Raw genomic sequence first — 13519 nt, 5'->3', positions numbered from 1 at the left:
GCTACCAGATCTCACCGCAAAAACCGCCACAGCAGACCGAGGCCCACCCCACCGAAAATCATGTTCGGCAGCCAGGCAGCTAGCCAGGGATCGATATACCCAACTCGACCCATCGCACGTCCCAGGCTCATCAGTACATAGTAAACAAACACCAGAACAATCGCTAGCGCCACACTGCCGTAGCGGCCAGTCTGCCGCACCGTCTGCAAGCCCAGGGGCGCCGCTACCAAGATGGCAAAAAAGCTGGCCAAAGGAATGGCGAACTTGAGGTGGTATTCCGTCAGGCAGCGGGCCACATCGGCAGCAGGACGTTGCTCCTTCCGGTATCGCTGACATTGCTCCCACAGCTCTGCTGCCCGTTGCTCCTGGGGCACCTTTTCGGCATACACCAGGCCCACCAACTGGTTGACAATGTTGAGCTCCATCTCTGCCACGTGGCCTTCGTAGTAGGTGCGCCCCTGCTCGTCATAGCGACGGATCACCACCCCTTGCAAATGCCACACCTGGCCCACCCGTTGGGCCCTTTGGGCTGAGATCACTTGCGGGTAGCGCAGATGGCCCGTCTCAGCCTTGCGATCCAAAATCAACAAGTCCTGCATCAAGCCTGTCTTTGGGTCCATCGAGCCAACGTGAAACCAGAGGTCGCTGTCCACCCGGACCACCTCTCCGGGGTTGAAGGGAAGAGCATCCTGGGCCAGGATGAGGTTGGTGTTGAGGGTCTTCACCTTTTGGTTGGTCTGGGGCACAATCACCTCATGGGTAAAGAGCGCTAGGCCGCTAATCAGCAGGCCAATGCCGAGCAGGGGAATTAACACTTTGCGGTAGGGGATCCCAGCCGCCCGCAGCGCCGTCATCTCGCTATCAGCTCCCATCCTGCCCAGGGTAAGCAGGGTGGCAAAGAGGGCAGCAATGGGAAAGGTAACCACCAAAATAGCCGGCAAGTTGAGGAGGAGAATGTGCAAAATTGTTAGAGGGGGAGCTCCTTTTTTCACTAGCAAATCGGCATAGATAAAAAGCTGGTTGCCCAGCATCATCACTGCGCCCCCCGCCACTCCCAGGAAGAAGGGGCGGATCATCTCCTTAAAAAGATAAAACTCCAAAAAAAAGCCTCCAAGCCTCAGGGATCCCCAAAAGCTCCCCTCCCCCGCAGTAGCTTTGCGCCGTTTACCCTTGGTCAATTGGGTGGGCATTTGCCTTGACCACCTCGGACTGGAGTGCAACTTTGGCCGCCCCAGCCGGCATAGACGACGGAAGGCAAGAGCTGGATCCCTTCAGAGGGCATCGGTGAGGCGAAATTGAACCATCCCCTGCCGCTCTCCGTCCCCTTCGACGGTGTACTCATCCTGCTTTATATTCAGGGTGACCAGCTTGCCGCTGAGGCGGTTGGCGCCTCGGCACAGGTGATCCAGAGCATCGCGGCCGGGCAGCCCCTCGGTCGTTTTGCGGGGAATTGGATTGAGCTCGCCGCGATCGCAAAGCAGAACAGGAGCCCGCTCAGCGGTAATTCTGAAAATCTGCTCTTGGTCGGAGTACTCCGCCCGATCCCCTTCGACAGCGCGGTTGGCTTGCACAATGACCACCTGACCAAAGAAACGGGCGTTGCCGCTGGCTTGCTCAATTTCCACGTGGTTGGCGTAGATCACCGTCGGTTGATCCACATCCGCTTGAGTCTGGGGGTTTTGGAGGCGCCGCGCCAGCCAGTCTCCCTCGATCTGCTCGATCACCACCTCTCCCCGCAGCTCCACCTTCTCAGGGGTGATGATGGCCTGGTTGGCCTTGGCTTTCCGCCCCCGCTGGATAAACTCGACGGCCCCACTGAACTCCGAGGTGCCGGTGCGGGAGTTGTAAACCAGGCGGGCAGCCCGCACCTCCGTTTCAGCCTGGCGCAGCTCCTCCGTCAGGGATCCGCTGCCGCCAGCCGGCGTGGAGGTGGCCATCTGCCGGTAGAGCACATTCTCTTCAAAGACGAAGATCTTGTCGCGGTGGTTGCCCTCCAAACGAGCAGCCGTGAGCACCCGCCCAGGCTCGCGCAGGGTAACTCCCCCTGTCAACAGGCTTTGGGACTCGCGACGGCGGTAGATGCCCTGAGCTGCCTGGATGGTGGTTTCCCCCTGTTGAACTTCCAGGTTGCCTTCCCCGCGGGCAACTTGCGTGTTGCGGTCGTAGGTGAGGCGGTCGGCAATGATGGTAACTTCCTGGTTCTGGGGGTTTGGAGTTGCCGCGGAAGCGGGAGCAGCCTGGGCCAAGCGCAGGTCGGCCAGGAGGGGATCCCGGCTGCTTTTAGCAGCCACCTCCTGCAACACCACGCCACCCGAGAGAATGCTTTGCGCCTGTTGGCGTAGGTAGGTGCCTTGGGGGGCGCGAATCTCAAGACCCCCTTCGCGGATGCGCAGGTTGCCCTTCCCCTCGGCCACCTGCTGGCTGCGGTCGTAGGTGAGCTGGTCAGCGGTAATGGTGGTGGAGGTGGCGCCGTCCAGACCCTCCCCCGGCAGGACAACGAGCTTGCCCTGCTCGGCCCTGAGGAGGGCAAAGGGAAAGTTAAACGAGCCGGAGCGGCCTTGCAGCACCATTTCTTGCCCTTTGACGGTAAACGCTGCTGGCACTTCTATGCGCTCTGCAGGGGTAATCCTCAAGGCGCTAGTCAGGAGCAAGCTGCCGTCGTCACTTCTAACCTCCACTTCTTCCTCCAGGTACAGCTCGTCGGCAGTGGCATCGTAGCGGGCTCGCTTGGCCCGCCAAGTCACCTGCTTGCTGCTGGCAAAAAACGGACTCGGCGCGCCTTCCCCGGCATCGACACCGTCTCCATAGAAGTAGCCCCGCGCTCCCTGCTCGAACACCTGTTGCCCGGCAGCCAGCTTTACCTGTTCGGCGATGAGTCGCCAACGACGGCGTCCCCCCTGCTGTCCGACAATGTCCACCTTGCGGCTGACCGAAAGGGGCTGATCTGGGGGAAAAGGCTCCACTTTCACTTCTTCAATTTCAAGAGCCAAGGCCCAGGCAACCAAAGCCGCCAAGAGCCCGCTCCCCAAGAGCGCTACCCCTAGATTGGAATGGAAAAATTGCCGCATCCTTACGACTTCTCCGCTTTGATCCCCAGCTCCTCAACCCGGCAGTTAGGCTGTAGCTTAGCGCAGTTTGCCAGCAGCAGGAGGATCTAGATCACAACCCCCGTCTTCCCCTTAACTAACCCAAGCGGCTGAGGATAAAGCCCAGCCCCAGAAACAGCCCCAGCCAAAAGTGGAGGCCAACAGCAATGAACTTGGAATGACTAATCCGCTGCGGCTGATCGTGATAGGTGCCCAGCAGCCGGGAAAGCCGCACGGCAGACGGGATCCCGGCACAACCCAGAAGCGTCCAAGCTGGGAAAATCCCCAGCCCCACAAACAGCAGCAGCAGGCCAAAAATACTGCCGCAGATCCAGGGGACGAGGCGGGCGGAGCGGCGGGTGCCCAGGCGAACCACTGGCGAGCGCTTGCCGGCAGCGCGATCATCTTCCACTTGATGGAAATGGGAGCAAAACAAGATCAAGCTGGTTGCCATTCCCACCACCAGCGAGGCTGCCAAGGCCGGCAACGACCAAGTCCGACTTTGGCTGTAGTGGGCAGCCAAAACCGCCAGTGGCCCAAAGCTCAAAAAGCAGAGGATCTCCCCAAGCCCTTGGTAGCCCAGGCGCAGCGGCGGCCCCTGGTAGGCATAGCCTAGCCCGCAGGCTAGCAGTACCAACAGCAACACCGTGGGATCCCCCTGCCGCCAGCTCAGCCAGAGGATCCCGGCTAGCCCTAGGGCCAGAAAGGCGTTGCCGACCCAGAACACCTGCGCCGGCTTGCCCGTCAGGTTGACTAGCGAGTGGAGCTTGTTTTTGTCCACTCCTGTCTGGGCATCGAACACGTCATTGCTGAGGTTGACCCAAGCTAGAAGGCAAACGGCCGCCCCCAAAAACACCAGCAAAATCTCCACGTCCATTGCACCCACCTGGGCGTAGGCAATGGCGGATCCCACCCAAATGGGCATGATGGCCACGCTGTAGATGGGGGGCTTGAGGGCAGCCATCCACAGCTGTCGCCGCAAGGAAGCATCGCGGCTGCTCTCTTCCCCAAGCTGGCCTTGGCTAGCCTTTGGATTTGTCTTAGGCGGCTGCGGCTGGGCAGGCATGGTGGTATTGGCTTGGTCCCGTACTTGTTAGGTTAGGGGGCTCCTGTTCCCATCTCCAAAGATCTAAGGAACTTTGCAATCTGTGAAGAAGCTCCTCAAGTTTCGCCCCTGGCTCCTCTCCTTGTCTTGTTCGCGGAAGCGAACCGTAGGTTCAAGCGCCCTGCCAAGTCTCTATCGACGCTTGTCTTGTTTTCGGCCAAGGTGAGATTATCTCCCTCTTTTTTGCGCATGACTTCCTCTCTTTTCCCCTGGAATGTCCACGGCGCGGCAAGAGCCGGGCGGCCGCCGCTAAGCCCTGCTGATTGGCCAGAGAAGGAAAAGCCCCTCCTAGAAGCCTACCAACAGCTAGCGCGGGCAAAGGGGGTTCCTCAGATTCTCAGCTTGGCCTGGCCCTTCCCCGGGCTCAATCCCCTGGCGGCCCTGGCCCAAGAGTTGAGCTTGCTTCCTCTCCAGCACCTTCCTAGCTATTGCTACTTTGCCCACACGGTGCAGGGGGAACGGGTGCAAGTGCTGGGGTGGGGATCCCTGCGGCGGGCTGATCTTGCCGGAGAGAAGCGATTCCAGGTGGCGCGAGACTTTGTGCAAGCTCTGCAGCCTCATGTTCACACCGCTCCGGCTCCAAGTAGCCCCCAGGAGCGCCTATTGTGCTTCTGCCGTTTTGGCTTTGCCCCCCACAGTGGCGGCGGAGCAGCGCTGGTTCTGCCGCGCTGGCAGCTATGGCAGCTGCAGGGGGAGGTGACGGTGGCGCGGCTCAACCTAGAAATTGGCCCCGACAGCGACTTGGCAGCCTTAGCTGGCCAGATCGCCGCCTTTTTTGCCCACATGCAGCGCCTTGCCCAGGCCCCCTTGCCCGCCTGGAGGCCCCAGCCCCCTCTGGAGGTGGCCCTGGCAGAAGAGGCCCTCTTGGCGCGAATTGAAAAGGCCCTGCAAGTCATTCGGGCGGGATCCCTTGAGAAAGTGGTGCTGGCGGAAGCGGTAGACCTGGCGTTGCCCTCTCCCCCCGCCATCCCTTCGCTGCTGGCCTACCTGGAGGCCTATCATCCCGACTGCAGCGTCTTTGCCTTTGCCTCAGAAAGCAAGGGGGATTTGCCTCCCCAAGTCTTTTTGGGAGCCAGCCCAGAGCGACTGCTTTCGGTGTGGCAAGGCCGGGTGCAGATCGATGCCTTGGCGGGCTCGGCTGCCCGCGGCTCTACCGGGCCCCAGGATTGCCGCTTGGCCGAGGAGCTGCTCCGCAGCCCCAAAAACCGCCGCGAACACCAGTGGGTGGTGCGCTCAATTCAGGAGGCTCTGGGCTGGCTGGGGATGGATCCCTGGATCTCCCCTCAGCCACGGCTGCGCCGTTTGGCCCACATCCAGCACCTGCAAACTGTTATCGAAGCGGAACTTCCCGACCACGTCCACCTGTTTGACCTGTTGGCCCAACTCCACCCCACTGCCGCTGTAGGAGGCTACCCCCAGCAGGCAGCACTGCAGTGGCTGGCGCAGCTAGAGCCCTTTGATCGGGCAAGCTATGCCGCCCCCTTGGGCTGGGTGGACTTACAGGGCAATGGCGAGTTGGTGGTCGGGATCCGCTCAGCCCTGATTGAGGGGAAGCGGGCCCGCCTGTATGCTGGCGCTGGCATCGTAGCCGACTCCAAGCCCGAGCAGGAGGTGGCTGAGATCCGCCTCAAGCTGCACGCGCTGGTCCAGGCCCTGGCCCTCCGGCCGCCAGATCCCCTGGGTCCTTAGCCGAGAGCTGGCCAAGCCGCTACAACGGTCTTCGAACAGTTAAAGTTAGAGAGCTGGCCTTGTCCGCAGCATGGTTACCCTCAATCCCACCTATTCCCTGCCCAGGGCCGGATCCCGCGCCCAAGTGGGTCTCTGGCCCGGCGTTATCGAGCATTACCGGGAGTGGCTCCCCGTCAGTCCCAACACCCCCGTAGTGACGCTGCATGAGGGCAATACCCCTTTGATCCCCGCTCCTGCGCTGAGCCGACGGCTGGGGCGAGACTGCCAGGTTTACCTGAAGCTGGAAGGCCTCAATCCCACGGGCAGCTTCAAGGATCGGGGCATGACCCTGGCGGTGTCCAAAGCCAAAGAGGCGGGGGCAGAGGCCATCATCTGTGCCAGCACCGGCAATACCTCAGCAGCAGCCGCTGCCTATGCGGCCAAAGGGGGCTTGCGGGCCTACGTGCTGATCCCTGATGGCTATGTGGCCAAGGGCAAGCTGGCCCAAACCCTGATGTATGGGGCGGAGATCATTGCCATTCGGGGCAACTTTGACCAGGCACTGGCCATGGTGCGGCAACTGGCGGAAGCCTACCCGGTGGCACTGGTCAATTCTGTCAACCGCTTTCGGCTGGAGGGGCAGAAAACTGCCGCCTTTGAGGTGGTGGATGCCTTGGGAGATGCCCCCGATTGGCTCTGTATTCCGGTAGGCAACGCCGGCAACATCACCGCCTATTGGATGGGCTTTTGCCACTACTACCAGCGAGGCAAGGCCAGCCGTCGCCCACGGCTCTACGGCTTTGAGGCTGCTGGCGCCGCCCCCATCGTCCTCAACCGTGTCGTGGAGCACCCAGAAACGGTGGCCACGGCCATCCGCATTGGCAACCCTGCCGGTTGGGCGAAGGCCAAGGCGGCCGTCCAAGTCAGCGGTGGGCGGGTAGACAGTGTAACTGACGAGGAGATCTTGGCCGCCTATCATCTGCTGGCAAGAGAGGAAGGGATCTTCTGCGAGCCGGCCAGTGCCGCTGCAGTGGCGGGATTGCTGAAATGGCGGGATCAGGTGCCTGCCGGCGCCCAGGTGGTGTGCGTGCTCACCGGCAACGGCCTTAAGGATCCCGACACGGCCGCCCAACAGGGATCTGCTCCCATCCACGCGGGGGTTCTTCCCGACTTGGCTGCTGTGGCCCGCTTGATGGGCTTTTAGGGCTGCCGGATTCGGGTAGCGGGAGCATGACCTCCTCGCTCAACGTATCCCTAGGCAAATGAACTTGCTGCTGTTGCGAACGGGGACTACCAGTACAGCGCCAAGGCCCGCTTGCGCTCTTCGGGCTGTACACCTTGGCTTGCAGCAGCCTGGCTTTGGTCAGCCTGCTGAACTAGCGGAAAGTGCCGCTTTAGCAAGGCGGGGACAGCTTGCGGAGAAACACCGCTGTAGCGAACTTTGTCGGGCAGGAACACCACGTTTGGGCCCCGCTGGCAATCTTTCAGACAGCCCACCCCCTCCACGCAAATTGAGCCAGAGTAGGCAGCCAAGTGGAAGTTCAGGGCCTGCATAACCGCTCCGGCTCCACGCCGATAACAGTTGGATTTTTGGCAGACCAGCACCTTACCTTTAACCCTTGGAGCAACCAGCTTAGGATCTGCCTCGGCCCCGGAAGCTATACACCCAGCCCTCTCTCCGAGCGGAACCACGCGGTAGAGCACCCATTTCTCCCGCTCCTTGAGCAGATCGACTTCCCGCTCCCCCGCAATCTGCACCCTATCCCCTGGCTTGAGGGTACGGTAGAGGGCGGAACGCAGCGGCTTGGGGATCTTGCCGACAAACACTGCTGCTTCGGCCTGCCAGCGCAAGTACTTGAGCTTGCCATCCTTGTCGGGAAGAAATCCTAGAAACTGGCCCTCTACCTCAAACGGGATCCTTTGCTTAGCAAACTTGCTCATCTTGTCCGCCAGCCTCTGCGTTGAGGCGCCAACAAGCCTCTAGGCTGTCCAACAACTCCTGCCGCCGCGCCGTGTATTGGCGGATCACGCTGCGCACCTGCACCACAGCCAAAGGCGAGTCCACCTGCACCTGCAAATAGCCCTCTCCCGTACAGGTTGCTGGGATCCCCAACTCCACCAGCCGCCGCCGAATGCGCCAGCGCTCCCCTAGCGGGATCTGCAAGCAATAGCCACTTCCATAGGACAGGGGGTTCATGGCCAGAAGCAAAGCCTCGGCAAATAAGTCTAAATGCAGCTAGGCAATAGTGACATAAGTTTTCAACAAGACGTTGCAAAAATGAGGTCTGCCTGCAAGCAGCAGGCCCCCTTGACCGGCAAGCCTGCTCTGGATCTGGGCTAGGCTCTGGCGTCCATCAAGCCAAACACTAGGCTGTCATTGGCCAGGAAGTGATTGAGGTGAAAGGCCCGATCCTCCGTCTTCAGCAAGATCTGCTCGTAGAGGTAGCGGGTGGCGCGATCCCCTAAGCTCTCCGCCTGAGCAGCCTGGCGCCGCAGCAGATCGATGATGGCCTGCTCCGCAGCCAGATCGTTCTTCAACATTTGCCGGGCCTCGAAAGCGCCATCGGGCTCAGGGGTAAAGCAGCAGAGCTTGGCCAAGCTGCTAAAGGTAGCCACTGGCACACCCCCCAAACCAGCAAGGCGCTCTCCCAGGTCGTGGACGTGTTCCCTCACCTGCTCGCAGTGATCCTTGAACAGTTGGTGTAGGGGGTAGAACTCAGTGCCCTCCACCACAAAGTGGTGCTTTTGGTATTGCAAGTACAGCCCTTGGAAGCTGGCCAGAAGGGCGTTCATCCCCTCGCAGATTGGCTGGGTGACCTCCGGGCCGAGCAGGACAGCGTTGTTGCGGACGGTGTTGAAGGCCTGACGCAAGGTTGAGGTTTCAGACATAGGGCAGGGTTCTCCAAAGTGAGGATACAGCTATCTACCCAGACTACCCAACGGAGTTGATTGAGTCGACGCAGGGGTTTTTGGTGTTGACTTTTCCCCAGCATAGGGCAAACCAGTAGCTCTTGTGAATAGCTCTCAATAAAGCTTCTTGAACAAGCGCCAGGGGCGGAAACTGTGGGGGAGAGGATGGCACACTGGATTAGGGATCCCGTACCGACCCTCACTGGGGAAAGATCATGTCGCGGACGGAGGCGAGAATGCCCTCCTGGATTGAAAGACTTATTCACGTGACCCAGCGGGCTGTTGCGCGTGCTCGGGGGCAAGAGGGGAACCCAGAAGGTTGGGCCGGCTACCTGCTCCAAGAGAGCCTGCTGGAGGCGGAGGCCGAAATGGGCCATTGCAACGTCCTGGTGATTGGCAAAAGCGGGGTGGGCAAAAGCACTTTAGTGAACGCGGTGTTTAAAGACGAGCTGGCCCGCACTGGAGTTGGCAGCCCTGTTACCCGCCACATTCGCAAGTACTCGAAGCAGGGTTGCCCAATTACCATCTACGATACACCTGGCATGGAATTGGCGGGAGAACAAAATACCCAAATCCGTCTCGAGGTGGCCCAACTCATCGACGAGCTGCGCTTTAAGGATCCCAAACATCACATTCACATTGTTTGGTATTGCATCCACCACGAGCTAAAGCGGCTGGAGGAAACCGAGCGCGAGTGGCTAAGAGAGTTAGAACTCAAAGATGTGCCAGTCATCCTGGTCTTGACCCAATGTCTGGAATACCCAAATCCCGAAGAGAGCGAGTTTTTCCAGTACTTGCAGCGCCAAAATCTGCCCGTTCGCTACATCGTTCCTGTTTTGGCCCGGGACAAGGTCATTAACCGACACCTCACCATACCCGCCCATGGGCTGGAGCACCTGATTGGCTGTACGTCGGAGCTACTGCCGGAAGCCGCTCGCCTTGCTTTCATCCGGCAGCAGTTGTGGCGGGTAGATCTCAAAGCTGATGCTGCTTTTAAGTATGTGTCGGCCTATGTGGCTAGCGCAGCGTTCATCGGGGCCGCACCCCTTCCTTTTGCGGATGCCCCTCTACTGGTAGCGTCACAAGTGGGCATGATTGCCAATATTAGCTTTATCTTTGGCTACAAAGCTTCTCCTTCCTTTTACTACTCTCTGATAGCGAGTCTGGCGGGCATTGGGGGCGCAGTGGTCACTGGGCGGGCGATTGTCTCCAACTTGCTAAAGATGATTCCTGGCGCGGGATCCCTTGCAGGCGGCATTATCCAATCCACCACAGCAGCCACCCTCACCCTTTCCCTGGGCTTGGCTTACATTGAGCTGATGAAAGCCATTGCTCGCGCTGAAATTCGAGGGATCCAGCTCTCCCAAAAGGAAGTGCAGGAGATCTTTGTGCGCGAGTACCGACAATATGCGGCCTCTAGGCGCACTGCTCTAAAAGAGTGAGGGCCGCTCCTATTGGCTAGGCAGCGAACTGGAGCTATAGACGGATTGGGACTCTGCTGCAGGCAAAGGGGGGGAGCTCTCCAGCCCAAAGGTGCCATTGACTAGGTACAAAGGGCGGCCCTTGACCTCTTCAAAAACGCGGCCCAAGTACTCTCCAATCACGCCTAGGCTAATCAACTGGATCCCGCCCAAAAACAAGATCATCACCGCCAAAGAGGCGTAGCCAGGCACATCAGATCCAAACAGCAAGGTACGGACGACGAGGAAAAGGCCATACAGCAGAGCGGCTAGCGAGATCCCCAAGCCCAGATAGCTCCACACCCGCAGTGGCCAAGAGCTAAAAGAGGTGATGCCTTCTATGGCTAGGTTCCACAGCCGCCAGTAATTCCACTGGCTTTTGCCGCGAAAACGGGGGGCGCGGTCGTAAAAAATGGCCACCTGGCGGTAGCCCACCCAGGCGAAGATCCCCTTCATGAAGCGGGTGCGCTCCCGCAGTTGCTTGATAGCTTCCACCACCTGCCGATCCAAGAGGCGAAAATCCCCCGTATTGCGCGGGATCGGCACCTGGCTCAGCTGCTCGATCACCCAGTAAAACCCGTTGGCCGTTAGGCGTTTTAGCCAGCTTTCCCCTTGGCGACTGCGGCGCACAGCGTAGACCACCTGGTACCCTTGCCGCCATAGCTGCAGCATCTGGGGGATCAGCTCGGGTGGGTCTTGCAGGTCAGCGTCGATGGGAACAACAGCCCTGCCGGAGGCGTAATCCAGACCCGCCGTGAGGGCAATCTCCTTGCCAAAACAGCGGGAAAGGTTGACCACCTTGATGCGAGGATCGCGGCGATGGAAAGCAATGAGTTTCTCTAGGGTGTCGTCCTGGCTGCCGTCGTTGACACAGATAACCTCGTAGGGGATCCCCAGGGGATCCAAGGTGAGCTGCAAGCGCTCAAACAGGTGCTCTAGGTTGTCTGCCTCATTCTTGCAGGGGATGACAACCGAGAGCTCAGGAGTAAGAGAGACATCGGAAAAAAGTAGGGATTCTTTCTCTAGCAACTCTTGTGTTGAGCCCTGGGCAAGGGGGGACTTTGAGTCACTGCTGTTGCTTTGTGACCTTTCGCCTGATTGAACCTTTGACCCACCCACGCAAGTGGCTCTTGCCATTGGCCTGTAAGTAATCTAAGACAGGGATGAAAGCTTGTCCACCAAGATTTGTCGACAAACTCAACCCTTACTGGCTTGCCGACATCTCAGCCACAATCGAGCGCAGCTCGTCTTCGGAAAGGCGGTAGACCTTGTTGCAGAATTGGCAAACCACCTCCGCCCCCCCATCGGTTTGGATCATCTCCAGGAGCTCATCCCGCTCTAGCATGCGCAGTGCCCCCTTCACCCGCTCGGAATTGCAGGGGCAATGGAAGCGGACAGGGAGCACCTCTGGCGCTAGCTTGAGATCCAAGTCACCTAGCCAAATTTCTAGCAGCTCCTGCAAAGCTTTGCCGCGGGCCAGTTGGGGGGTGAATTCCTCCACCTGGCTTAGCCGAGACTCTATCTCCGAGATCAAGTTGGCCGGCGCGCCTGGCAGGAGCTGCACCAGCACTCCACCGGCAGCACGGACTCGCTGGGAATCGAGGCTCACCCCCAGCAGAACCGCTGAGGGGATCTGCTCAGAGGAAGTGAGGTAGTAGCTGACGTCATCTCCCACTTCTCCTGAAACCAGCTCTACAGTGCTGGTGTAGGGCTGGCCGTAGCCTAAGTCCCGCACGACGTGCAAATAGCCGTAGCGCCCAACCGCCTGGCCTACATCCAACTTGCCCTCAGGGGTGAGGGGAAGTTCAATAGCCGGGTTGCTCACGTAGCCGCGCACTGTACCGTCCACGCCGGCATCGACGTGAATGCCACCAAGGGGGCCATTGCCCCTAATTTGCAGGCCAATCCGGGCTTGGGGTTCCTTCAGGTCAGCCGCCAGCAGTAGAGCTGCACTCATGGCTCGCCCCAGCGCCACTGTTGCTACATAGGAGAGCTGGTGCCGCTCCCGCGCTTCCTGGACTGCCTGAGTGGAAACAACGCTCACCACGCGAATGTTGTCTTCTGCCGCCGTACCTCGGATTAGGTAATCCGGAGGAGAGGGGGGAAGACTTTCAGAGATGGCTTTTGGGTTTTGCCATTGCTCTGAGCCGCAGGCGCCTTTCATCACAACCTCGATACTCCTCTCAGAAGCCAGCTTGCCGGGATCTCCTAGCGGCTTGGGCTTGCTGCAACTTCCTAAAATCAAAGCTAGCTTGCCCCATACCATCATAGGCAGCTTATCCCCAGGGCAAAGAGAGTTTGCAATTTTTCCCTCCCCTTACTAAGGTGTGCCATCCTGAGGATCCAGGCCAATCCAACACAACTCCTCGCCTTCTGGCCTTTTATGGTGGATCACCTCACCGCCCAACTCTTACAACATGCAGCCAAGCGCCGCTGGCAAGAACACGCCTATAGCCGATTTTTGCGGGACTGGCGCCGACAAGTGGTATTGCTGCGCCGCCAGCGTGCTGGAGAGTTTGGCCAACCGCTAGGGGATCCCTCCTGTGCCTTTAGCGCTCGCTCGGCATGGTTGCGCTGCGCGGTCAATCCCCAGGGGCCCTGTCAGGGCTGCCCCCACTACCTGCCTCTTATCCCTCCAGCGCCGGCCTCCCGCCACAGCGGCTCGGAGTAGCTGCAGGATAACCCCAGGGCGCGACAAGCGGCGTTTTCCGTGCTCTACACCGCTGGCGCAAGCAGAGGGGGGAGGATACGCCCGGGCCCATTTGTGCCAGAATAAAGGACGATAATTCCATCGGCAAAGGCGGGATTCATGGCCCTCTACCTTTCGGCAGAGCACCTCCACGCCATCCGCCAACACGGCGAACAGGCCTTCCCCTACGAGGGCTGCGGCATTTTAATTGGCGAGCTCAAGGGATCTGACAAGCTCGTCCACGAGCTTTGGCCGGTGGCCAACAGCTGGGATCAGGCTGAAAACCCCTTGGCGGATGGGGAGTCCAGCCGCCGTCGTTTCTTGATCGAGCCAGCTGACTTCAAGCGAGCCAGCGACTATGCTCGTGGCAAGGGCCTAGGGATCCTAGGCACCTACCATTCCCATCCCAACCACCCTGCCCTCCCCTCCGAGTTCGACCGGCAGCATGCCTTCCCCTGGGGCTTTTCCTGCGTGATCGTCAGCGTGCGCGAGGGCAAAGCAGAGGAGGTGGCCAGCTGGGTTTTGGACGAGCAGGAACAACCGCAGCGGGAGCCCATCCAGGTTTGGGCGGAGGCATCTCCTGCCTTGCTCTAAGCCTCTC

The 13519-nt window shown here is 59.8% G+C and carries 13 protein-coding genes; 5 read left to right on the top strand and 8 right to left on the bottom strand.

Annotated features, from left to right (window positions below):
• Positions 1-11: 11 nt before the first annotated feature.
• The 3 genes from NW833_RS03795 to menA all read right to left on the bottom strand — a co-directional run bounded on the left by NW833_RS03795 (position 12) and on the right by menA (position 4050).
• On the bottom strand, positions 12-1190 hold the full coding sequence (locus NW833_RS03795; RefSeq protein ID WP_414411595.1) for an LptF/LptG family permease: 1179 nt from the start codon (positions 1188-1190) through the stop codon (positions 12-14).
• Positions 1191-1271: 81 nt separating this feature from the next.
• The gene (locus tag NW833_RS03790; RefSeq protein WP_414411594.1) at positions 1272-3014 is read right to left on the bottom strand and encodes a hypothetical protein; all 1743 of its coding nucleotides are present in this window, start codon (positions 3012-3014) and stop codon (positions 1272-1274) included.
• 169 nt (positions 3015-3183) lie between these two features.
• A complete protein-coding gene (menA, locus tag NW833_RS03785; protein ID WP_414411623.1) occupies positions 3184-4050 on the bottom strand; it encodes a 2-carboxy-1,4-naphthoquinone phytyltransferase in 867 nt (288 codons plus the stop codon).
• Positions 4051-4380: 330 nt separating this feature from the next.
• Between menA and NW833_RS03780 the strand changes: the two genes are divergently transcribed.
• Together NW833_RS03780 and thrC are read left to right on the top strand one after the other, a co-directional pair.
• Positions 4381-5880, top strand: coding sequence for an isochorismate synthase (locus NW833_RS03780; protein ID WP_414411593.1), 1500 nt, complete (start codon positions 4381-4383; stop codon positions 5878-5880).
• A gap of 70 nt (positions 5881-5950) precedes the next feature.
• Entirely contained in the window at positions 5951-7063 is a 1113-nt protein-coding gene (gene thrC / locus NW833_RS03775) for a threonine synthase (protein ID WP_414411592.1), read from the top strand.
• 86 nt (positions 7064-7149) lie between these two features.
• Here the strand turns inward: thrC and NW833_RS03770 are convergent, their stop codons facing one another.
• The 3 genes from NW833_RS03770 to NW833_RS03760 form a co-directional block, all read right to left on the bottom strand.
• Positions 7150-7800 carry a (2Fe-2S) ferredoxin domain-containing protein gene (locus NW833_RS03770; RefSeq protein ID WP_414411591.1) on the bottom strand — a complete coding sequence of 217 codons (651 nt, stop codon included), beginning with the start codon at positions 7798-7800 and terminating at the stop codon, positions 7150-7152.
• On the bottom strand, positions 7784-8056 hold the full coding sequence (locus tag NW833_RS03765; protein WP_414395469.1) for an Asr1405/Asl0597 family protein: 273 nt from the start codon (positions 8054-8056) through the stop codon (positions 7784-7786). Before NW833_RS03765 ends, NW833_RS03770 begins: the two co-directional genes overlap by 17 nt.
• 140 nt (positions 8057-8196) lie before the next feature.
• Positions 8197-8748 carry a Dps family protein gene (locus NW833_RS03760; RefSeq protein WP_414410795.1) on the bottom strand — a complete coding sequence of 184 codons (552 nt, stop codon included), beginning with the start codon at positions 8746-8748 and terminating at the stop codon, positions 8197-8199.
• A 236-nt stretch (positions 8749-8984) separates the two neighbouring features.
• On the opposite strand from NW833_RS03760, the gene NW833_RS03755 reads away from it, so the two are divergent.
• Positions 8985-10211, top strand: a complete 1227-nt coding sequence (locus NW833_RS03755; RefSeq protein ID WP_414411590.1) for a YcjF family protein — start codon at positions 8985-8987, stop codon at positions 10209-10211.
• Between the two features lie 9 nt (positions 10212-10220).
• Here the strand turns inward: NW833_RS03755 and NW833_RS03750 are convergent, their stop codons facing one another.
• Entirely contained in the window at positions 10221-11258 is a 1038-nt protein-coding gene (locus NW833_RS03750; protein ID WP_414411589.1) for a glycosyltransferase family 2 protein, read from the bottom strand.
• Positions 11259-11433: 175 nt separating this feature from the next.
• Positions 11434-12393, bottom strand: coding sequence for an Hsp33 family molecular chaperone HslO (hslO, locus tag NW833_RS03745; protein WP_414411588.1), 960 nt, complete (start codon positions 12391-12393; stop codon positions 11434-11436).
• A gap of 219 nt (positions 12394-12612) precedes the next feature.
• On the opposite strand from hslO, the gene NW833_RS03740 reads away from it, so the two are divergent.
• Positions 12613-12900 (top strand): DUF6464 family protein, encoded by a 288-nt coding sequence (locus tag NW833_RS03740; RefSeq protein ID WP_414395459.1) that lies wholly within the window; start codon positions 12613-12615, stop codon positions 12898-12900.
• A 138-nt stretch (positions 12901-13038) separates the two neighbouring features.
• Positions 13039-13512 (top strand): M67 family metallopeptidase, encoded by a 474-nt coding sequence (locus tag NW833_RS03735; protein ID WP_414395457.1) that lies wholly within the window; start codon positions 13039-13041, stop codon positions 13510-13512.
• Positions 13513-13519: the final 7 nt, after the last annotated feature.

The organism is Synechococcus sp. O70.1 (assembly GCF_047462215.1).
GTDB lineage: Bacteria > Cyanobacteriota > Cyanobacteriia > Thermostichales > Thermostichaceae > Thermostichus.
This window is presented reverse-complemented; position numbering and strand designations above follow the sequence as displayed.

What these genes read in the sequence shown, in the direction of transcription:
- NW833_RS03755 (WP_414411590.1), top strand. Translation starts at nt 8,985, where the DNA reads ATGTCGCGGACGGAGGCGAGAATGCCCTCCTGGATTGAAAGACTTATT.
- NW833_RS03765 (WP_414395469.1), bottom strand. Translation starts at nt 8,056, where the DNA reads ATGAACCCCCTGTCCTATGGAAGTGGCTATTGCTTGCAGATCCCGCTA.
- menA (WP_414411623.1), bottom strand. Translation starts at nt 4,050, where the DNA reads ATGGCTGCCCTCAAGCCCCCCATCTACAGCGTGGCCATCATGCCCATT.
- NW833_RS03770 (WP_414411591.1), bottom strand. Translation starts at nt 7,800, where the DNA reads ATGAGCAAGTTTGCTAAGCAAAGGATCCCGTTTGAGGTAGAGGGCCAG.
- NW833_RS03760 (WP_414410795.1), bottom strand. Translation starts at nt 8,748, where the DNA reads ATGTCTGAAACCTCAACCTTGCGTCAGGCCTTCAACACCGTCCGCAAC.
- NW833_RS03780 (WP_414411593.1), top strand. Translation starts at nt 4,381, where the DNA reads ATGACTTCCTCTCTTTTCCCCTGGAATGTCCACGGCGCGGCAAGAGCC.
- thrC (WP_414411592.1), top strand. Translation starts at nt 5,951, where the DNA reads ATGGTTACCCTCAATCCCACCTATTCCCTGCCCAGGGCCGGATCCCGC.
- NW833_RS03795 (WP_414411595.1), bottom strand. Translation starts at nt 1,190, where the DNA reads ATGCCCACCCAATTGACCAAGGGTAAACGGCGCAAAGCTACTGCGGGG.
- NW833_RS03740 (WP_414395459.1), top strand. Translation starts at nt 12,613, where the DNA reads ATGGTGGATCACCTCACCGCCCAACTCTTACAACATGCAGCCAAGCGC.
- NW833_RS03735 (WP_414395457.1), top strand. Translation starts at nt 13,039, where the DNA reads ATGGCCCTCTACCTTTCGGCAGAGCACCTCCACGCCATCCGCCAACAC.
- hslO (WP_414411588.1), bottom strand. Translation starts at nt 12,393, where the DNA reads ATGAAAGGCGCCTGCGGCTCAGAGCAATGGCAAAACCCAAAAGCCATC.